Origin of the sequence: Bacteroides pyogenes, assembly GCF_014196225.1 — a bacterium.
GTDB classification, from domain to species: domain Bacteria; phylum Bacteroidota; class Bacteroidia; order Bacteroidales; family Bacteroidaceae; genus Bacteroides; species Bacteroides pyogenes_A.
This window is the reverse complement of sequence record NZ_JACIDI010000022.1, coordinates 1-19,616: the sequence shown is the minus strand read 5'-3', so window position 1 is coordinate 19,616 and position 19,616 is coordinate 1. Positions and strand designations below refer to the sequence as shown.

The following is a 19,616-nucleotide window of genomic DNA, read 5'->3' as shown; positions in this document are numbered from 1 at the left end:
ATTAATCGGGCAATGAAAGGTTACAATTAAATACCATATCAGAATATGCTCCGAAAATTCCCACACCGTTTTTAATATTGCTAAAAATTTCGCTCTCATCGAGCCATTGCGTTGGATCGTCAAAAGATTCGTAAACCAACATCTTAGCCAAACTTGTTTTCAAATATCGGTCGTATTCGTCTGATGCCGCACGAAAAACTACAACGCAACTGTACAGTTCTTCCAGATAAAAACGACTTGTTGTTTCATCCGCCAACATCCGCAGATAGGCAAAATGTTTTTGGCTTGTTCCGCTCGCTTCATCTATTTGATGATGGTTGAATTTGTCGATTTTGGGGTAATTTGAGCCAATTTTTGAAAGTAGCTGGTATTTGGGGTCGATCACTACCGGACGCATTATTACGTCTTCCGGCTTTTCAAATGCAAAAGCCCAAAACACACCTGCACTGTCTTTTTCAAAATGCCGTTTCCCTTCTCCGTCCAATTCTTTCAGCCGGCGAACAGGCAATCTGTTTGGGAATACGGTTGTTGCGGTAAGCTCTTTTTGTCCCGGAATTTGCGCCACAAGTTTATAGGTCAATCCTGCTTTGGGCCTGTAATGCAGTTCCCATTCCGCATAAGCCGATTTTTGAAATTTACCCACGGCTTTATTACCCTCAAAAAGCATTATCGTGGCGTTGGGAATTTCTTCGTAGTGGTTCTGTCCGTGCTTACTTGTGTAGTTTAGCGTTAGTTTTTGCACTGCATCCGTCGTTAAAATGCAGTTTACCACCGCTTTTCTTTCGCCCGGCGGATTAAAGTCTATCGGCTCTACACATCCGTGTAGAAACAACAATGGAACTGCAGCTGCAAGTAAGATGTATTTCTTCATAAGTGAGTAGGGGATTTTCAGCCGTTACCTTTATGGAATAAGGCATATCGGTTTTGTTGTTGCAGAAATGGTTTTGTTACCCTCCAATTCCAACTGTACAGTAAATTCTGCCGTAACTGATGCCGGAATGCTAACGCCTTTTTTGAACCGCATATACATTCCTGCCGGAGCCATCGGCTGATAAGACAGGTATTGCGAAAGGCTGATATCGGTGGTTTTTCCCGAAACAAGCTGTTTGTTTGACGATATAATGAAATCGTGGTATTTCGGATAGCCTTCCACAATAAAATATTCGTTCAATACTTCTCCTGCTTTTACGCCGAACAGGTCTTGTGAACAGGTTATTTTGATATTTTTTAAGGAGGTAGTGCGGTAGTCGACTTGTTCCAATATTGCTTTCGGCAAAAACGACACGACATCACTTCCCGTATATGTAGTTGTTAGATACTGTTTAATTTTATTCTCTATTGTTGGGTCAGCGGCATCTGTCATAGGAGTTGGAGATTTGCTCAAAGCCATATACGGAGAATTCGAAAGAGGATTGAAACCTTCCGATAAAAATGCTTGTTGATAATTGGGGATAGTTATTTCATCAACATCAACATTACAAGTGGTTATACCTAAAATGTATTCTCCATATCTTACATTACTGTTACCTTTTAAAGGGCTTCTATAAACTGCCGAAACATCGTTTGCTTTAATCATTTCACCTCTTATATTATCTGCCCATACAAAATGGGTTTGACGTGGAAAAAGAAAAAAATTAATTTTTTCTTTTGGCTCAATAGACTCTTTTTTACAGCTTGCAAGTGTAATAGCCATTAAAAGAAATAGTACGATTTTTAGTTTCATAATATGATGTGTTTTATATTTTTAGAATTATCCCAATAGACATGTACCTATTGGGATAAACAAAGATACTATTTAATTTAATTGATTTTTCTAATGTTATGATATATTTCTCTTATGTATCTTCAGAAATAGTAGTTTCTGTTTTTTAAGTACGATATATTCTTTTTCACGTAGCTCAGGGGTGGAATCAGGATATATGTACTCATAAACGTCACAAATAAAAGGTACAAAAACCGGGCAATTTTAAGCTGACAGAGATATTATTCGTATAAGCTAAAAAAAGAACTTTCAAGAAGCATTGTATTGAGATATAATTTATATCTTTGTAGAAACAATATTTTGTTTGTTATCCGTGTAATAATAGATTTATGAATAATATAATATCGTTTAATGTATCGACTCCCAATGATGTGGCAAAACAAATTGCAGCAAGAGTAAAAGCACGGAGGTTGGAGTTAAACCTAACCCAAGAAGGCATAGCCACAAGAGCCGGCCTTAAGTTCGCTACTTACCGTAGGTTTGAGCAGACAGGAGAAATATCCTTGAAGGGATTGCTTCAAATTGGATTTGCCTTAAATGCGCTATCCGAGTTTGATGCTCTTTTTGCACAAAAGCAATATCAATCGTTAGATGATGTATTAAACGAACAAAGTATTATCCGCAAACGAGGAAAGAAAAATGAATAGTATCAAGCAAATAGAAGTAATATACAACAATCGGCCGGTCGGTCGTCTGGCTTTGACCAAAGAGGGATTATGCGCCTTCGAGTATTCAGCCGAATGGCTTGGCTCCGGTTTTTCTATATCACCGTTCGAATTGCCCTTGCGAAGCGGTGTCTTTATAGCCAAACCCCGTCCGTTTGAAGGAGGATTCGGCGTTTTCGATGATTGTCTGCCTGATGGATGGGGCCTGCTTATTTTGGACAGATACTTGCAACAAAAGGGTATCAATCCACGGACTTTAACTTTATTGGATCGCCTTGCATTGGTAGGCTCAACAGGACGCGGAGCATTGGAGTTCCGTCCGGACAATAGTGTTGTGGCAAGATGGGATTGTGTCGATTTTGAGAAGTTGGCATTGGAAGCAGAACAGATATTAGATAGCGAAGATTATACGGGCGAAGGTATTGAGGAGTTTCAAGACCGTGGCGGTTCACCCGGAGGCGCACGACCTAAAATCTTCGTTCGCTATAATGACAAGGAGTGGCTGGTAAAGTTCCGTGCCAAACAAGATCCGCAAAGTATAGGCATAGATGAATACCGTTACTCGCTTCTTGCCAAGCAATGTGGAATTGAAATGACAGAAACACGTCTCTTTGAGGACAAGTATTTTGGAGTAGAACGATTCGACCGGACATCAAACGGCAAATTGCATGTGGTTAGCGTGGCCGGCCTTATCGGTGCCGATTATCGTTTGCCCGGCATTGATTACACGCATATCTTTCAAGTTTGCGCTATGCTGACACATAGCGTAGCCGAGCTTTGGAAAGTCTACCGTCTGATGATATTCAACTACCTGATAGCTAACAAAGATGACCATGCCAAGAACTTTGCCTTCATTTATCGTGATGGCGATTGGCATTTTGCTCCGGCTTATGACTTGCTGCCAAGCGATGGAATCAATGGATTTCGTACTACTTCGATTAATGATAAGATTGAGCCAACCAAGGATGATCTTTTCGCAGTCGCAGTGAAAGCGGGGTTGAATGAGAAAGATATTGTATCTGATTTTGAAAATATTAGGAATTTTATAGCGTAGTAAATATTGAAATAATATTGAGAAAACACCACCGCCAAGGATTTTGCGGAATTAGACACTTTATTTCACTTCAACCGAAACAGCAAGAAAGCCAAAGCACTTCACAGGCAGGTAGAAGTATTTGAGAAAAACGTAAAGCAGGAAGCAAGTATCTTGGAACAGGAGGAGAGGTCGAAAAAAAGACAAAGAAATGTTGGAGAAGAAAATCAGGAAATCGTAAAAATTACCCATTTGGGTATTGTGTGCCTTTTCGGTATTCTCGATCTTTGTATTTTAATTATTCAAACGAAAAAACTTACTTTTAACAACAGGTATGGAAGCGAACTTAGAAGAAAGGTATAGCAGAAATCGGATTTATGTGCGTCCTGACGAGCAGCAACTCATTAAAAACTATCGTGTCTTGCTGGGCGGTGCGGGTATTGGCAGTATCATTGCCGAATGTGCGTTGCGTTTTGGTTTTGAAAACATTACCATCGCTGACGGCGATGTAGTGGAAGAATCGAACTTAAACCGGCAGAACTATCGGATGGAGGACATCGGAAGGTCTAAAGCCGAAGCGTTGAAAGAACGACTATTAAGTATCAATCCCAATGCCCATATCACAGCAATAAACACTTTTATTGATGAAAATAATGTAGAAAACTTGATAAAAGAGCAAGACATTGCTATCAATGCTTTGGACTTCAAATCAGACATCCCGTTTGTGTTTGACGAATGGTGTCAGAAATACAACGTTCCGGTTATTCATCCGTATAACATCGGTTGGGGCGGATTGGTGTTTGTGGTTGAACCTACGGGCTTTCCGCTTTCACAATTTTCGCGTGATCCAAAAGATTTCGAGCTTCGTTTGGTGGAACATGTAACCAACTATTTTAAATTTTGGGCGCAACCTAAACCGTGGATAGAGAAGATAGTAATGCAGTATAAAAACGAGAAGTCTGTATTACCGCCCCCACAACTTTCCATTGCTTCGTGGATTGCAGGTGGATTGGTTACCAATATTCTGTTTTGGATTGCCACGGGACAGAAAGTGAAAACATATCCCAAATTTTATCTGTCATCCATAATCGACGATAGAAATTAAGCGGAAATACGCCACGAAAGTAAAATGTGCACCGACTAAATTATTTTACGATTTTTGGCATAATTGATCGCTTCAACAATGTTTTCCACACCCAATTTTTCCAAAAGACTTTTCCTGTAAACCTTTACCGAATCAAATGAGCGGTTTACTTCATCAGCAATCTCCTGCATTGTGTATCCCATTGCCGAAAGTTTGAGAACATCCATTTCCACCTCTTTCAGTTCTGGGTGTTTTTTTTGTTTCCATTTTTTGGTACCGCGATTGTAAACCCATAAATCTTTTGTTTTGTTTTTTGACATTTCGATATTGCCGCTTTTAGCCGCGGATGAGATAGACGCCGCACACAAAGCCAGCCATACCTGTCCTTTTTCCGTTAAGCGAAGCGGGGTTATCTGGTGGTGGATGAGCCACTTCTTTTTCGACTGCCTGTTGATGATGTGAAAATCGTATGATATGGTATAGTCGCGTAATTCTCCTGTAGGAATATCCTGCAAAAACTGAAACCCTGCGGTGTTTATTTCGAGCAACAAATCCAGATCTTCCGGGGGCACTTGGCTGATGTAAAAATTGTACCCCATTACCCGCACTTCATCCGGTGTCATTCCGCACAAAAAGAGCGGATTGTCGGAAACATATAAAAAATCTTGTCGGAAATAATCTATCACATACATGCTTTTGTAGGTAGTGTGCGAAAAGGCTTCGATATCTTCAATGATATGATTGATGTTGTCATATGCCTCATCGGGAATGTAATCAATAGTATTCTCCCCAATAAAAAAGTGTTTTATTTCAGTCATAAAGAAAGTGTTTATAAAATTGCAACAAAGATACAAAAAAAGAGAGCATACCCAATTGGGTAATTCTTTATACTGCAAAGCACAATTACCCAATTGGGTATTGTTGGACGAAACTAGGTGGACTAATTTTGTATTATCAAACTTTTAAATACACAAAAAGGAATATGGACAGATTTATTACTTTTTACGGTGATTATTCAATTTGGCAACTGAAATAAACGCGACGAGCTGCCTATTGCCAGACTGTTCGGAATAGATCGTATAAACAACACTTCATTTAAAGATGACGGGATTGATATATGGCACGTGGGAAGATTTGCTGTAAGTTCCGGTTTGGGGCGTGGCGCTCTTTCTCTCTTTCGCGTACTGATGATGTTTGCCATGGCGCCCATTTGCAAGAAAGAAAAAGCAAACGATGACACTCCCTACTTAATAAGTAAAGGATTGGCATATTGGTATCTATACAAATATAAATTAGAAGGAGCTGCTCTAAAAAACAGAATCTTTCTTTCTCAGAGCATTACATAAAAACACCGAAGACCCTTGTTTATTATACAACATGGCAACTATATATTATCTGATTCCTTTTGATTAAGTTAATAATTAAATAAAGAAAAATCTACACTCATGAAAAAAATGAATCTTATTATCGTTCTTTTGTTCGCACTTATTACGAATAATTATTCTCAATCCATTGTTAAGGGGCGTGTAGTAGATAAAGATGGTGCACCTATTCCATACACATCTGTAAGGCTCTTGGATACGGACTCGACATTTGTAAAAGGAACGGCTACAGATACTTTGGGGGCTTTCCAATTCGAAAATGTCTCCCAAAACCGCGATTTAAAGTTGGCTTTCACCAACATTGGTTATGAGCCTGCACTTCTTTCCATACATACATCCAAAGATGTACTTGAAGTACCTCTTGTAATGTTAAACCCTGGTTCTATTCTACTCAAGGAGGTTGAAATCAAGGCGCAAAGTATTATACGCTCAGGGGAGAAAGTTCTTATTATTCCTGAAAAAAAAATAACACAGCATTCTAAAACCGGTTATGACTTACTGTATAATTTGATGATACCCGGCATTCAGGTAGACAGACATGAAGGAACAGTAAAAACTATCGGAGGAAACGTTACTTTGTATATCAATGGCAGAAAAGTAGATTATCGCGAAATACAAAATCTCAATCCGAATAGTGTGGTAAAAGTTGAATATTTTGATAACCCTACAGGTAACTATTTAGGAGATGTTGCATCCATAAACTATGTAATTAAAGAAGCAACATCAGGAGGATATTTAGCTTTTGATGCCAAGCAAATAATTGGTTTTTTGGGAGGAGACTATAATTTTGTAACAAAAATAGCCGATAAACAAATCGTTTATACTGTTTTTGGTGGACACTCAATGGAGAGATACAACGGAATTGAAGCTAATGTGAAAGAGACATTTATTTTCCCCGGTTATACCGTAAATAGGAACGGAATTACTAAGGATGCTTTGTCCAACAACAATCATCAATATCTGCAATTTATGGTGCAAAATCAGAATGAAAAAAGAGCATTATCAGGCAAAGTTACATTCGTCAGAAATGAATCACCCAATAATATTCAAAATAATGAACTGGAATACAGCGGATATTACAATAAAAAAATTAGTTCACATTCCAACAGAAATCAATTGGGTTGGATGCCTTCTATTGAATTGTATAGCGGGTTTAATCTACCTAACAATCAGCACTTAAACGTATCTTTATATGGCTCTTTGGCAGACAATAAATATGAAAGAATGTATTCCGAACCAAATTTTATCTCGCAAAGTACAACGAAAGAGAAGTTTTATAACATAAATACTTCTGCAAATTACAACATTCAGTTAAAAAACAACAATTCGTTTGCGGCTCAATTTCATCACTTCCACAAAATAAGCATTGCAGATTACAGCGGGGATTATGACATATCCCAACGATTGTGGTCTGGCGAGACACTCCTATTTCTTGGCTATAACCAGCAAATTGGACAAAGACTCCATTATTCTATTCAGCCCGGAACTTCCTTGTTGCAATATGCCTTAAAAGGAGATACCCCTAATAGACAATACTCTGCACGTTTAAACATGTCTTTGATGTACATGTTATCTCGACAACAGCAAATTCGCCTTGTAGCAAATATAGGTAATAGTTTTCCTCAAATTGCGACTCTAAATAGAGTAGATCAAGTAATCGACTTTTTGCAAATAAAGCGAGGTAATCCTAATTTAAAAAATATGACATTGTATAATAATGGGATAATATATAGTTTATTTTCAGAAAAATTCAACCTGCAATGTATGGCAATCTACAACTATTTCAAAAATGCCTATTCCATGAATTATTTTGCAGAAGGCGACAAAATGGTTGCAAGTTTCGGAAGTGAAGATAAATATCAGCAAATTATTGGTGTATTGTCCGGCACATGGAAACTCACGAATAGCGTTCATCTAAAAGGTGAATTAGCAGGTATTAGAACTGTAAATACGGGTTCTGTTAATGTGTCTCAAAACAGTCTTAAAGCTAACCTGGATATCAACTATTATTTGAGAAACTTTATTTTTAATATATACGTAAAATCCTCCGTTCGAGAGTTAGAAATGGGACCAATCAGCACCTATAATGCCCCCAAATACGGAGCATCTGTACAATGGAGCCGTAACAGGTGGCATATTGAAGGTGGTGTTAATACGCCCTTTGTCAAAAAATACAAAATAGTGAATGAGGTAAACCATCCATCTTATAAATCAGAGAACACTCTTTATAGTCGTAATAATCAGAATTTCGGATATATCAAGGTTAGTTATTCTTTGAATTTTGGAAAAAATGTAGATAAAGAGCAAAGACAAATAAATACAAATATTGATACTGGTATCTTAAAAGTAGAATAAGCAGTATGTTTTATAAATGAAATTAAGTATGCGTAGATATTTTAAAAAGTCATTATTGGCGATTGCTGTACTATTTTTATCGTCTTGTAATCAAGAACGTGAAATTAATAATGAAGTGATTTAAACTAATTGATCCAATGAGAAACAGCGTACTAATAGCTAAAATTGTTATATTATGGGTGACCAAACTCATTCATAACAATATCCCTATGTACGCTGTGTTGGACAAAGATACAATAAAAAGTGAAATATTGCCTCATTTATGTGTGGCCAAACGTGGTTTCGTAACTCAAAGTAGTCTTGTTGAAATCGTAAATGCCATTCTTTATAAACTGAAAACGGGGTGTCAGTGGAAATATTTACCTGTAGATTCCCTGTTCAGTGACAAGGTTCTGACCTATGGTTCGGTATTCTATCATTATAACAAATGGAGTAAAAAAGGTGAATGGAAGTCTCTTTGGCTTCATTTTTTGGATAAGCACCGTACGAAGTTTGATATGTCAAGTGTAGACCTTGACGGAAGTCATACGGTAGCTATGCGTGGTGGAGAGGAGGTTGGTTATCAGGGTAGAAAAAAGCGCAAGACAACCAACGCTCTTTATATTACAGACCGGCAAGGCATACCGGTTATCATGTCTTCACCTAAAAGCGGCGAACATCATGATACTCATGACATAAAAAACGTAATCCGGTCTATGATGCATGACCTTGGGATGCAAATGTCAGAACGGATGGTCTTTTCTTGAATGCGGATGCCGGATTTGACTGTACAGCTCTCCGAAGTGTACTTGGCTGTCATAGAGTAGTCTCCAATATCTGCATCAATAAAAGAGACGGGACTCCCAATAATACCATTGTGGACGAACTGTTGTATGCTGAACGTTATGCCATTGAGAGGACCGATGCATGGATGGACAGTTACAGGACTATTTTAAATCGATTTGAAACAACGGTTAGGAATTGGGAATCATGGAACTATATTGCGTTTATGGTAATTCTGCTAAGGAAATGTTTGAGAAAAAGAAAAGTTTAAATCACTTCTATTAAATAGCCTGTTTTAAAACCATTATTAACTAAATCCACAAAAAAATGGAAAACAAACACATGCGCTCACTTACTGAGCAAGAACTTCAAACCATCTACGGTGGGAACATCTTTAAGAGTATCTGGAATTGGATTAAAGAACACATCTTTTTAGAAACGTCTGGTGACCCAAATGCAAGAATAAGGGGAGGAATTAGATTCTAATTACGTTATTTATAATGATTTTTTATAGTATATATATGCGTTTGCTTTTGTAATCTAAAACGAAAGATTTTCCCCATAGAAATTCGGCATTTATGGTAGGATATTTCTCTTCACTTAATATAAAATTCAGTTTGAAATTATTTTCGCCAATTTTAAGTTCAACGTCCTCGCATACATTTGTCTTTTCACGAATCAAGGCTTGAGCAATGTCTCCACGTTCTAATTCGATTGTTTTGGTTGGAGAAACTCCAAAGTGTTTTGGTAAAAAATTTCTTCTACTACCTGAATCAAATAGTATACGGGTATTTTTCCCTGCAACTTTTCCCTTCAAAAAGATACTATTCAAAAACGCATCGGAATAGTCCTCGTGGTTTTTCCATTTAAGCGTGCCTTGTATTTTCTTCATAGAACTTTCGCACCGAGTCATAATCATTTCTTTTAAATTAAAACACCAAAGCTCTTTTTTTAGAATATCCCCTCCAATAATGAATTTAGGAGCATGATGTTTCAATTTATTTACCAAATCCACAACAAAGCATCTTGTCATGGGATACGAAACACCACCAATTGAAAGGCTATCTAAGTTCAAACTAATAGACTTTAGCGATTTTCCTAATGCACTTTCGATTATTGCATTACTTTCTTTTAATAAAATATTACACGAGTCAACTGCAAAAGTAGAATCAATCATACAAACAGATGCGCCTGTATCTATTAAGGCTGAAACATTCCGAGAAACGCCTTTGTGTGATAATGTTACATTTGTGTACATCATATCTCCTTTTATAGTTAATGTACTTTGGGCATAGAAATTAAGCGTGAACGACACGAGCATACTGCAAATAAACAGTAAACGATATTTCATAACTATAAAGTAATTAAATTTATGACATTATTGTGATGATTATTTCGAGAATATAAGTCTCAGTTGCAAAATTAGTAATTTCTACCCTAAAGTCGATATTATAATACTCCCCAAAAACCGGACAACAAGTTAAGATATGACGATGAAAGAAAAACATTATCTTTAACAAAAAAAACTTATGTCTACAACAAGAAGAAAATTCAGCAAAGAGTTCAAAGCGAAAGTCGTTTTAGAATCTTTAAAAGAGCGCGAAACATTAGAAAGTTTAGCCAAGAAGTATGAACTGTTGCCAACGCAGATTTCGGCATGGAAAGCCCGGGCACTTCAAAATTTCGGTCAAGTATTCAGTTCCGACAAACAGCAGGCAAAAGAAAAACCGGTTGATATTGAAAAGTTTTATTGGCAAATCGGTCAATTGAAAGTTGAGAACGACTTTCTAAAGAAAAAGTTGCAATGAGAAGTGCTGACGAAAGAAAAAAGATGGTCGATACCAATCACGAGATACTGTCTGTTAGCAGGCAGCTAAACTTGGTTTCCATTGCCGGCAGCAGTTTTTACTAAGTCCCCAAAGGCGAAAGCGAAGAAAACCTGGCAATTCTTCGTTTACTCGACGAGCAGTATTTCAAAACACCCTTTTATGGAGTTTTACGGCTCACGGCGCTGCTCGTCGGCTTTGGCTGTAAAGTCAGCCACAAACGCGTACGCCGATTGATGCAAATACTCGATTGGAAAACCATCTACAGGGAACCCAAAACAACAATAGGAAACAAAGCACACAAAAAGTATCCCTACTTGCTTCGAAACCTGAAGATAGAGCGATGCAATCAAGTTTGGGCAACCGACATCACCTTCATCCCGATGAAAACGGGTTTTATGTATCTGATGGCGGTAATAGACTTGCATAGTCGCTACGTGCTTCATTGGTCGCTTTCCAACTCAATGAGTGCAGAATGGTGTGCAGGAGTTTTGAAAGAAGCAATAAGCAAACATGGTAAGCCTGAAATTTTCAACACCGGCCAAGGCAGCCAATTTACGAGCGATGCATTCATCAAAGTGCTAACCGACAACGAAATAAAGATTTCAATGGACGGCAAAGGGCGCGCTCCGGACAATGTTTTCATAGAATGTCTCCGGCGCAGCGTAAAATATGAGCACATCTATTTGAATGTTTACGAAGATGGTGTATCTTTGTGGAAAGGGTTGAACGGATATTTTCGGTTTTATAACCAAGAGCGTCCACACCAATCCTTATCATACAAAACTCCTGCTAATTGCTATTATGCCAATGCGGCTTGAAAAATGAGAAAAAACTATCTTAACTTAAAGAGAAGCCTGTCCAATTTTGACTTTGCTTGCCTTTGTAGCAGCGTGGGTTAGAGATAGACCATTACTGGCTGTATTTGATGATGGGACGAATGGGATATCCACTTCAGTTTTTTTAGTGATTTGGTCACTCATTTGGTACGGCATTGGATATTCCTCCAGAAAAAAATATAAAATTGAGAAAAAATACTATCGAGAAAAAGCTTCCAACCTAAATGATGAGCAGTTTAATAGATTTTTTAAGGACTATTATATATCCAAGAATGCCAAAATGCTATTCATCGTGTTTCTAACAGCAATCCCGTGGTATATACTGGGTTATGTTAGCGGACATTTGACTACAAAAGATTGGTGTGTTATTGCCATACTTATCTTCTTGACTCTCTTGGCTTTCGGGTTATATAAAATCAAGCAGGTTCGCTAAATATTTCCCAAAGAAAGATTTCAAACCGTCCCGCGTGTCTTTTAAAATATGCAGGGCGGTTTATTATATTAGCTGGATCCGAGCTCCATTCAATATCGTTTGAGTTTAAAATAGAAAAATGGGGGATGGAGAGGTTCAGGTTGGGAGTGTGAAGGGTATAAGAAAAACCTGACCGATATATCCCATATAGTGCCTATAGCAAGAAAATTACAACTGAATCCTGTTTCCATTTACACAAAATTTTGGACAGTGTCGATTTCCCCTTGAATCAAATTCTGCAAAACGGTTGTATGAAAAAGCTTTGGGGAAATAGGATTTTTGCGTAGTATGAAAAGAAGAAAAAGTAAAATGTTTTCATAATCAAAAATAACGAAAAAGACTCTCGATCCTACCTCTTAAACGCCTTTTTCGAGGCTTGCCGGAGACGCTATCCCGAAAAAGGCGTTTATGCGAACTTTTTCCTCGATTTAGCAGTTCGGACTTGCTCGTAAAGGAGTTTTATGAGTTTTTTGTTTCTGTATATCAATGAGTTGCCAAATGTGAAAGCGAGCAAAACGTCTTCGAAAGAGGTTTTTTGAAAACGCCAAAACGTCAAAACGTCATTATGACTGTTTTACAAACGGTGAAAACGAATGGGATCGTTATGAGGAAGGAAAATAGCTTTGGAAAACAGCTCCTCGCTTTTGGAACTAATTGTTTAAAAATATTATCAATTTAATAGGCGAATGTATCATGAAAGATTGATGGTAGTTTAGAGTAAATATGAGGGCAACCTCGAACACGTAATACAACTCGTGCTCTGTTACTGCAAACACGGCGGGTTGTTACTCAGCTCTTATCGATGAGTATGTGGCGATACATCTTCTCCTGCTACAAACACGGCCGCTTGTTACCTCTGTCGTGAGCTGAAAAAAACAATTTCTTTGAATATTCCTGACAAAAATGGAGTCTTTTCCGGCCATTTCCCATCCGTTTCTTCCATGGAAGAGACATGCGAAGTCGCGGAAGCAGCCAACTGAAAAATAATATACCGGAAAGATGAGAAAATGTAATAAATGATTTGATAATCAGAAGTATAAAGCATGATATTCATGAAAAGTGGTAAAAAAAAGGGGATATAGAGGCGTTTTGGCATTTTGGCGTTTTCAAAAACCTTAAAAAATCTCCGGAATGCTCCTTCAATCAGTCTGAAACAAAATATCGGGAAATGGTAATTTATAATTACGATTTTGTTTGGAATAGGGCTAGACTTTCGATGAAAGCCTGCGGAGCCTGTTTTCGAACCCCAAATCAATAAAGGTCAATGACGGTGAAGGTCTCGAAAAACACGGCGGGCTTTGAAAAAAAGGCGGCGGGCTTTGCACTCAAACACGCTGATGTTTGAAAAAAAGGCGGCGGGCTTTCAACTCAAACATGCTGATGTTTAAAGAAACACCAAAGAGCGAAGATGTGCTGAAAGACGAATAACTTTGTACTCAAACACGCTGATGTTTGAAACCAAAGGCGGTGGGTTTTATCAGATTTCAGTTATTTTATTGATACATAAAGTTTTTTTGTTCCTCGACACTCTGTTTTCTGCAGAAAAATTCGTTACTTCGTGAATACTTAGTTCGAAACACTCAATCTGTTGACAATATGCGAATCAAGAATTTTGTTCTTTTACTGATGTTAGGAATCATGGGAAAACCGGTGTTGCAGGCACAAACCTTCGACGGATTGTGGAAGCAGGTGCAAGAGGCGGAAGAGAAAAGTCTGCCGAAAACAGTGATCAGGCTTACCGACGAAATTTTTCGGAAAGGTGAAAGGGAGAAGAATACTCCTCAAATGCTGAAAGCCTATATGTGGCGGATGAAGTATAAGGAAGAGCTGTCCCCCGATAGCTTTTATGTCGGCTTGAAAGGTCTGGAGGCTTGGGCGGAGAATGCCGGAAGCCCGGCAGATCGCTCGGTTCTGCATTCGCTCATTGCCGATATATACTCGCACTATGCCGGGAGAAATGCCTGGCAACTCGGTCAGCGGCAGGAAATTGCGGTGGAAAGACCGGCTACGGATGATATACGCGAATGGCCGGCAAATATCTTTGTGCAGAAAGTTCGGGAGCATGTGCAGGCTGCCATCGGCGATTCTTTGTCGTTGCTCCAGACGTCCACCGGTTCGTATCTTCCTTTCGTTGTGCAGGGAGAAACGAGCGAATATTTTCATCACGACCTTTATCATCTGCTGGCTTCGCGGGGTATCCGCTCCTTGCGGGAGATAAAGGAGGTGGACCGTTCGGGGAACGTGAAACGGGATATAGCTTCTATTTATGAAAAGGTGACGAACACTTATCATAAGCGCGGCGATAAAGAGGGATATGTGCTGGTGAAGCTCGAACGGTTGAAGTGGGAGAACGGTGAGGCCGGCGGTTTCCGTCCTTTATACGCCAAGAAAGGGCGGGCGGATAAGGCGGCAGATGCCTACGATGGAGCTTTGGAGCTGTTGAAAACGGAATATGGATCGGTAGACGTCTGTGCGGAGGTGTATTTGGCCCAAGCGCTTTATGCCGTCGATAGAGACAAGGCTGTCAGGGCTTTGCAGCTTTGCGACGAAGCGATACGCCGCTATCCGAAATACCGCCGTATCAATGCGCTGAAGAATTTGAGAAACAATATTTTATCTCCTTCTCTGACGGTCAGTACCGAGCAGGTTGCTTATCCCGGAGGCGATATCCAAGTGAAAGTCAACCATAAAAACGTGGATGCTTTTACACTGTTGCTTTACTGCAACGGGAAAATAGTGATGCGCGAGCGGTATGCCTTGAAGCGTCCGGATGATTATCTGCCTCAGGACACGGTTTTTACCTGTAAGGCGCCGGAGGCGGGGAAATATGAGCTTCGCGTCGTATCCGATCCGCGTTCTAAGGATAACGAGGCAAGGGGATTCCATGTCACCCGATTCAAAGTATTGGTCGGTACAATGCCGGACGGCGGATACGAAGTGCTTACACTGGATGCAAAGACCGGTCATCCGATACCGAAAGCATGGGTGGCTTTCTACGATTCTTCGGAAAGAGAGTTGCTGAGAGTGGAAACCGGTTCGGACGGTAAGGCGAATGTTGTTCGGAAAAAGGGCTTCCGGTATTTGAAGGCCGGCAAAGGCGGGGATGTTGCCATGCCTCCGCAATGGCTGTACAACAATGGCAGATATGGGAGGTATAGCGATGAGGTGCGAACGGTGGAAATGCTTACTTTGCTGACCGACCGATCCGTTTATCGTCCCGGTCAAACGGTCTATGTAAAGGGGGTGGCTTATACCCGGCAGCAGGAGAATGCCCGGGTGATGAGCGGACGCGAATACACGTTGACATTGAGAGACGCGAATAATCAGGAGGTGACGAAAGAAGAAGTGCGAACCAATGAGTTCGGATCGTTTACGGCAAGTTTTACGCTTCCTTCTTCGGGGCTGAACGGGATGTATGCTCTGAATGCCGCCGGGACGGTAGTCAGCTTCCGTGTGGAAGAATACAAACGCCCTACGTTCGATGTGGCATTGGAAAAGCCAGCGGAAGGTTATTGCTTGGGCGATCGGGTAATGGTGAAAGGAAAGGCGTGTGCGTTTAGCGGCGCTCCATTGTCCGACGTGCCGGTGAAATATACCGTCAAACGCCATGCTTTCTTTTTCTGGCGTTCTATGGGCGCGGAACAGATTGCTTCGGGCGAGGTGACTGCCGATGCGAACGGAGAGTTTTCGATTCCGGTCTCTTTGGATCGGAAAGAAGAGGATAGAGACAGGGATGAGGACGATGTGTTCCACCACCGTTATTACCGTTATGTGGTAGAGGCTGTAGTGACAAATCAGGCCGGTGAGACACAGTCGGGTACACAGGTGTTGGTAGCGGGCGACCGGTCGTTGCTCGTATGGGCGGCGTTGCAAGAGAGAACCTGCAAGGATGTGCCCATCCGTCTCACCTGCAAAGTGGAAAATCTGAACGGTGTGCCGGTGGCGGTGGAAGGCACGTATGCTTTGTTCCGTGCGAAAGATGCCGAAGCGAAAAGCGTAGAAGAGAAGCCGGTGCTTTCGGGTGTATTTACTTCCAACAAGGAAATGGAATTTGACTGGAAACGAATCCCTTCGGGGCAGTACGTGTTCCGGATGTCGGTGAAAGATAAAGATGGAAAAGAGGTGACAGCCGAAGAAAAAACGGTTCTTTTTTCTGCTTCCGATAAACGTCCGCCGGTAAAAACTTCCGTTTGGCTGTATGAGGACAATACGAAGTTCGACGCCTCCCATCCTGCGGTGTTCTGTTTCGGAACGTCGGAGCACGACGCTTATGTGCTGATGAATGTGTTCGGGGGTAATGAGCGGTTGGAAAGCAAGGTGTTGAAACTTTCCGATGAGATCGTACGGTTCGAATATCCGTATAAAAAGGAGTATGGAGACGGGATTCTCGTTCATTTCTGCATGGTGCGCGACGGAAAACTTTATCAGCAGGAAGTGAGGCTCGAAAAGCGGAGGCCTGAAAAGACGCTTGCCATGAAATGGGAAGTATTCCGCGATAAGTTGCGTCCCGGACAGCAGGAAGAGTGGAGGCTTACGGTGCGCACGCCGCAGGGCAAGCCTGCCGTTGCCGAAATGCTGGCAACCATGTACGACGCTTCGCTGGATAGAATCTGGAAACAGACGCAGGGTTTTGACCTGTATTACGATCTTCGCATGCCTCGCTTCGGATGGAATGCCGGATATTTGGGAACGAATGCTTTTTACGGCAGGTGGGAACGGAATCTGCTGAAGGTGGATGGCTTGGTATACGATGCTTTCTCGTTCCCTCGCGGCTATGGTTATTGGGAGAAAATAGTTATTACCGGATACGGTGGGAAGACTCGTGGCGGAAAGTCGAAGAATCTGATGATTCGGGGTGTGGGAGTCGTGGAGGAAGCAGCCCCGATGATGCTGGAATCTGCCCAAGTGGCAAGAGACGGTTTTGCGGCGGATGCTGAGGTGAAGACGGAGACGGATGATGCCGGAGAAGAACTTCTTTCCGAGAGCCCTGCTTACCTTCGTACCAACCTTGCCGAAACCGCATTCTTCTATCCGCAGCTTCGCACCAATGAACAGGGCGAGGTGGTGATTTCTTTCACCATGCCCGAAAGCCTTACGCGGTGGAACTTCCGTGCCTATGCCCATACCAAAGAGATGATGACGGGCGTGTTGAACGCGGAAGCCGTGACAAGCAAAGAGTTTATGATTACTCCGAATCTTCCCCGATTTGTAAGGGTAGGGGATGAAACATCGATTGCGGCTTCCATTGCCAATATGACGGAAACGCAGCAGAGTGGAACGGTGAAACTGACGCTTTTCGACCCGTTGACCGAGAAAGTAATCAGTACTCAGGAGCAGGATTTTGTGGCGGATGCAGGGAAAAATGCGGGTGTGAACTTCCGGTTTACGGCGACCGACCGTTACCGATTCATCGGCTGCCGGCTGACTGCCGAAAGCGGTGCGTTCAGCGATGGAGAGCAGCAGTTGCTTCCGGTGCTCAGCAATAAAGAACATCTCACAGAAACGCTTGCCATGCCCGTTCGTGGCGAACAGAAGCGTGTATTCTCATTGGATAAACTGTTCAATGAACGTAGCGAAACGGCTACAGACCGCAGGCTGACGGTGGAATTTACCGGAAATCCGGCCTGGTATGCCGTGCAGGCGCTTCCGTCGTTGGGAATTCCCGAAAGCGACAATGCCATTGCGTGGGCTACGGCTCTATATGCCAATACGCTGGCTTCTCACATTATGAACAGTCAGCCGAGGGTGAAGAGCGTATTCGAAAGTTGGAAACTGCAAGGGGGGACGAGAGAGACCTTCCTGAGCAATCTGCAAAAAAACCGGGAACTGAAGAATATCCTGCTGGCAGAATCGCCTTGGGTACTCGAAGCGCAGACGGAGCAACAGCAAAAAGAGCGCGTATCTGCTTTGTTCGATTTGAACAATCTCCGCGACGGCAGCCGGGCGATATTGGCTAAATTGGAGGAGTTGCAGGAAGCCGACGGATCTTGGGTATGGTATCCCGGTATGAGGGGCAGCCGGTATGTAACGACTTATATCGCAGTGCTGAACGCCAGACTGGCGCTGCTCACCGACAAGCGCCCGGAAGGAAAGGTTGCCGGTATGCAACGGAAAGCATTGGATTACTTGCATCGTGAAGCATTGGAGGAGTACAGGGAGCTGCTTAAATTAAAGAAAAAAGGCATGAAACTTCAGGGTATTTCGGGAATGGCCTTGCAATACCTTTATCTGATGGCGGTTTCGGAAGAAGCGGTTCCCGCTGCCAACAAAACGGCATACGCTTATTTCCTTGCTCAGACGGAGAAATTGCTTTCTTCGCCTGATATGCCGACTAAAGCGATTGCGGCGATTGTGCTCGATAAAGCGGGACGTAAAAAAGAGTCGCAGGCATTCGTAGCTTCGATAAAGGAGCACCTTACGAAAACGGATGAGTTGGGAATGTTTTTCGACTTTAACGAGAATCCGTATTCATGGGGCGGAATGAAATTGCAGGCGCATGTCGGTGTGATGGAGGCCCTCATGCTGACAGGAGGGAACGACGCGACGGTGGAAGAAATGAAGTTCTGGTTGCTGAAACAGAAGCAGACTCAGCAGTGGAGCTCTCCGGTGGCTACGGCGGATGCTGTGTATGCGCTGCTGATGAAAGGAGCGAACTTGCTCGACAATCCGGGCGACGTGCGCGTAGTTATCGGCAATGAGGTAATCGAGACCTATTCGCCGGCTAAGACTACCGTACCGGTGTTGGGCTATGTGAAACGTTCGTTTACAGAGCCCGGAGTGCTGGACGCGCGCACCGTAGAGGTTGAAAAACGCGATCCGGGCATTGCGTGGGGAGCGGTCTATGCACAATACGAATCGCCGATTGGCGACGTGAAGCAGCATGGCGGTGAGCTGAACGTGCAGAAGCAACTGTATGTGGAACGTACGATGGAAGGCAGGCCGCAGCTGCAACCCGTGACCGAAAAGACGGTGTTGCAGGTAGGCGATAAAGTAACTTCCCGCCTGACAATACGTTTGGACCGTACGATGGACTTCGTGCAGTTGAAAGACCAACGTGCCGCCTGCTTCGAACCGGTCGGTAATCTGTCCGGTTATCGTTGGGACAATGGTTTCGGATATTATGTGGACGTGAAAGACGCTTCCTCCAATTTCTTCTTCGACCACTTGGGCAAGGGAGTTTATGTGTTGGAATATACCTGTCGTGTCAGTCGCCGGGGAGTTTACGAATCGGGCATGGCCACCATGCAGTGCGCTTATGCTCCTGAATATGCTTCACATTCCGGATCGGAAAGGGTGGAAGTGAAGTAGGCATATCGGGCCGATGCGCGAATATATGGAGATTGAATTCTAAGTCCTCTCCAAACAATATCTATAAAATCTTACCCAGGTTTACGAATATTAACGTATCCTTGGGTAAGTTCTTATATAGACATAAC

The 19,616-nt window shown here is 42.0% G+C and carries 12 protein-coding genes and 1 pseudogene; 9 read left to right on the top strand and 4 right to left on the bottom strand.

Annotation, left to right across the window (positions count from 1 at the left end; genetic code table 11):
• Position 1: 1 nt before the first annotated feature.
• A complete protein-coding gene (locus GGR07_RS12270) occupies positions 2-871 on the bottom strand; it encodes a DUF4249 family protein (protein ID WP_021646190.1) in 870 nt (289 codons plus the stop codon).
• Between the two features lie 30 nt (positions 872-901).
• Entirely contained in the window at positions 902-1,723 is an 822-nt protein-coding gene (locus tag GGR07_RS12265) for a hypothetical protein (RefSeq protein ID WP_021646189.1), read from the bottom strand.
• 368 nt (positions 1,724-2,091) lie between these two features.
• On the opposite strand from GGR07_RS12265, the gene GGR07_RS12260 reads away from it, so the two are divergent.
• The 3 genes from GGR07_RS12260 to GGR07_RS12250 all read left to right on the top strand — a co-directional run bounded on the left by GGR07_RS12260 (position 2,092) and on the right by GGR07_RS12250 (position 4,565).
• A complete protein-coding gene (locus GGR07_RS12260) occupies positions 2,092-2,409 on the top strand; it encodes a helix-turn-helix domain-containing protein (protein ID WP_021646188.1) in 318 nt (105 codons plus the stop codon).
• Positions 2,402-3,481, top strand: a complete 1,080-nt coding sequence (locus GGR07_RS12255; RefSeq protein ID WP_021646187.1) for a type II toxin-antitoxin system HipA family toxin — start codon at positions 2,402-2,404, stop codon at positions 3,479-3,481. The genes GGR07_RS12260 and GGR07_RS12255 overlap by 8 nt, the downstream gene beginning before the upstream one ends.
• A 313-nt stretch (positions 3,482-3,794) precedes the next feature.
• A complete protein-coding gene (locus tag GGR07_RS12250; protein ID WP_021646185.1) occupies positions 3,795-4,565 on the top strand; it encodes a HesA/MoeB/ThiF family protein in 771 nt (256 codons plus the stop codon).
• Between the two features lie 35 nt (positions 4,566-4,600).
• On the opposite strand, the gene GGR07_RS12245 is transcribed toward GGR07_RS12250, so the two are convergent.
• Positions 4,601-5,362, bottom strand: coding sequence for a response regulator transcription factor (locus tag GGR07_RS12245; RefSeq protein WP_021646184.1), 762 nt, complete (start codon positions 5,360-5,362; stop codon positions 4,601-4,603).
• A gap of 627 nt (positions 5,363-5,989) precedes the next feature.
• On the opposite strand from GGR07_RS12245, the gene GGR07_RS12240 reads away from it, so the two are divergent.
• Positions 5,990-8,281, top strand: coding sequence for a TonB-dependent receptor (locus GGR07_RS12240; RefSeq protein ID WP_021646182.1), 2,292 nt, complete (start codon positions 5,990-5,992; stop codon positions 8,279-8,281).
• Positions 8,282-8,418: 137 nt separating this feature from the next.
• Positions 8,419-9,314, top strand: a pseudogene (locus GGR07_RS12235) (IS5 family transposase).
• Positions 9,315-9,551: 237 nt separating this feature from the next.
• Here the strand turns inward: GGR07_RS12235 and GGR07_RS12230 are convergent.
• Positions 9,552-10,304, bottom strand: a complete 753-nt coding sequence (locus tag GGR07_RS12230; protein ID WP_231381874.1) for a retropepsin-like aspartic protease — start codon at positions 10,302-10,304, stop codon at positions 9,552-9,554.
• Between the two features lie 268 nt (positions 10,305-10,572).
• Between GGR07_RS12230 and GGR07_RS12225 the strand changes: the two genes are divergently transcribed.
• The 4 genes from GGR07_RS12225 (at position 10,573) to GGR07_RS12210 (ending at position 19,488) form a co-directional block, all read left to right on the top strand.
• Complete coding sequence (locus GGR07_RS12225; protein WP_021645908.1) at positions 10,573-10,851, top strand: transposase; 279 nt, start codon at positions 10,573-10,575, stop codon at positions 10,849-10,851.
• A 131-nt stretch (positions 10,852-10,982) separates the two neighbouring features.
• Positions 10,983-11,690 carry an IS3 family transposase gene (locus GGR07_RS12220; protein WP_122056379.1) on the top strand — a complete coding sequence of 236 codons (708 nt, stop codon included), beginning with the start codon at positions 10,983-10,985 and terminating at the stop codon, positions 11,688-11,690.
• Positions 11,691-11,736: 46 nt separating this feature from the next.
• The gene (locus GGR07_RS12215) at positions 11,737-12,141 is read left to right on the top strand and encodes a hypothetical protein (protein WP_147298107.1); all 405 of its coding nucleotides are present in this window, start codon (positions 11,737-11,739) and stop codon (positions 12,139-12,141) included.
• 1,635 nt (positions 12,142-13,776) lie between these two features.
• A complete protein-coding gene (locus GGR07_RS12210) occupies positions 13,777-19,488 on the top strand; it encodes an alpha-2-macroglobulin family protein (protein WP_122056378.1) in 5,712 nt (1,903 codons plus the stop codon).
• Positions 19,489-19,616: the final 128 nt, after the last annotated feature.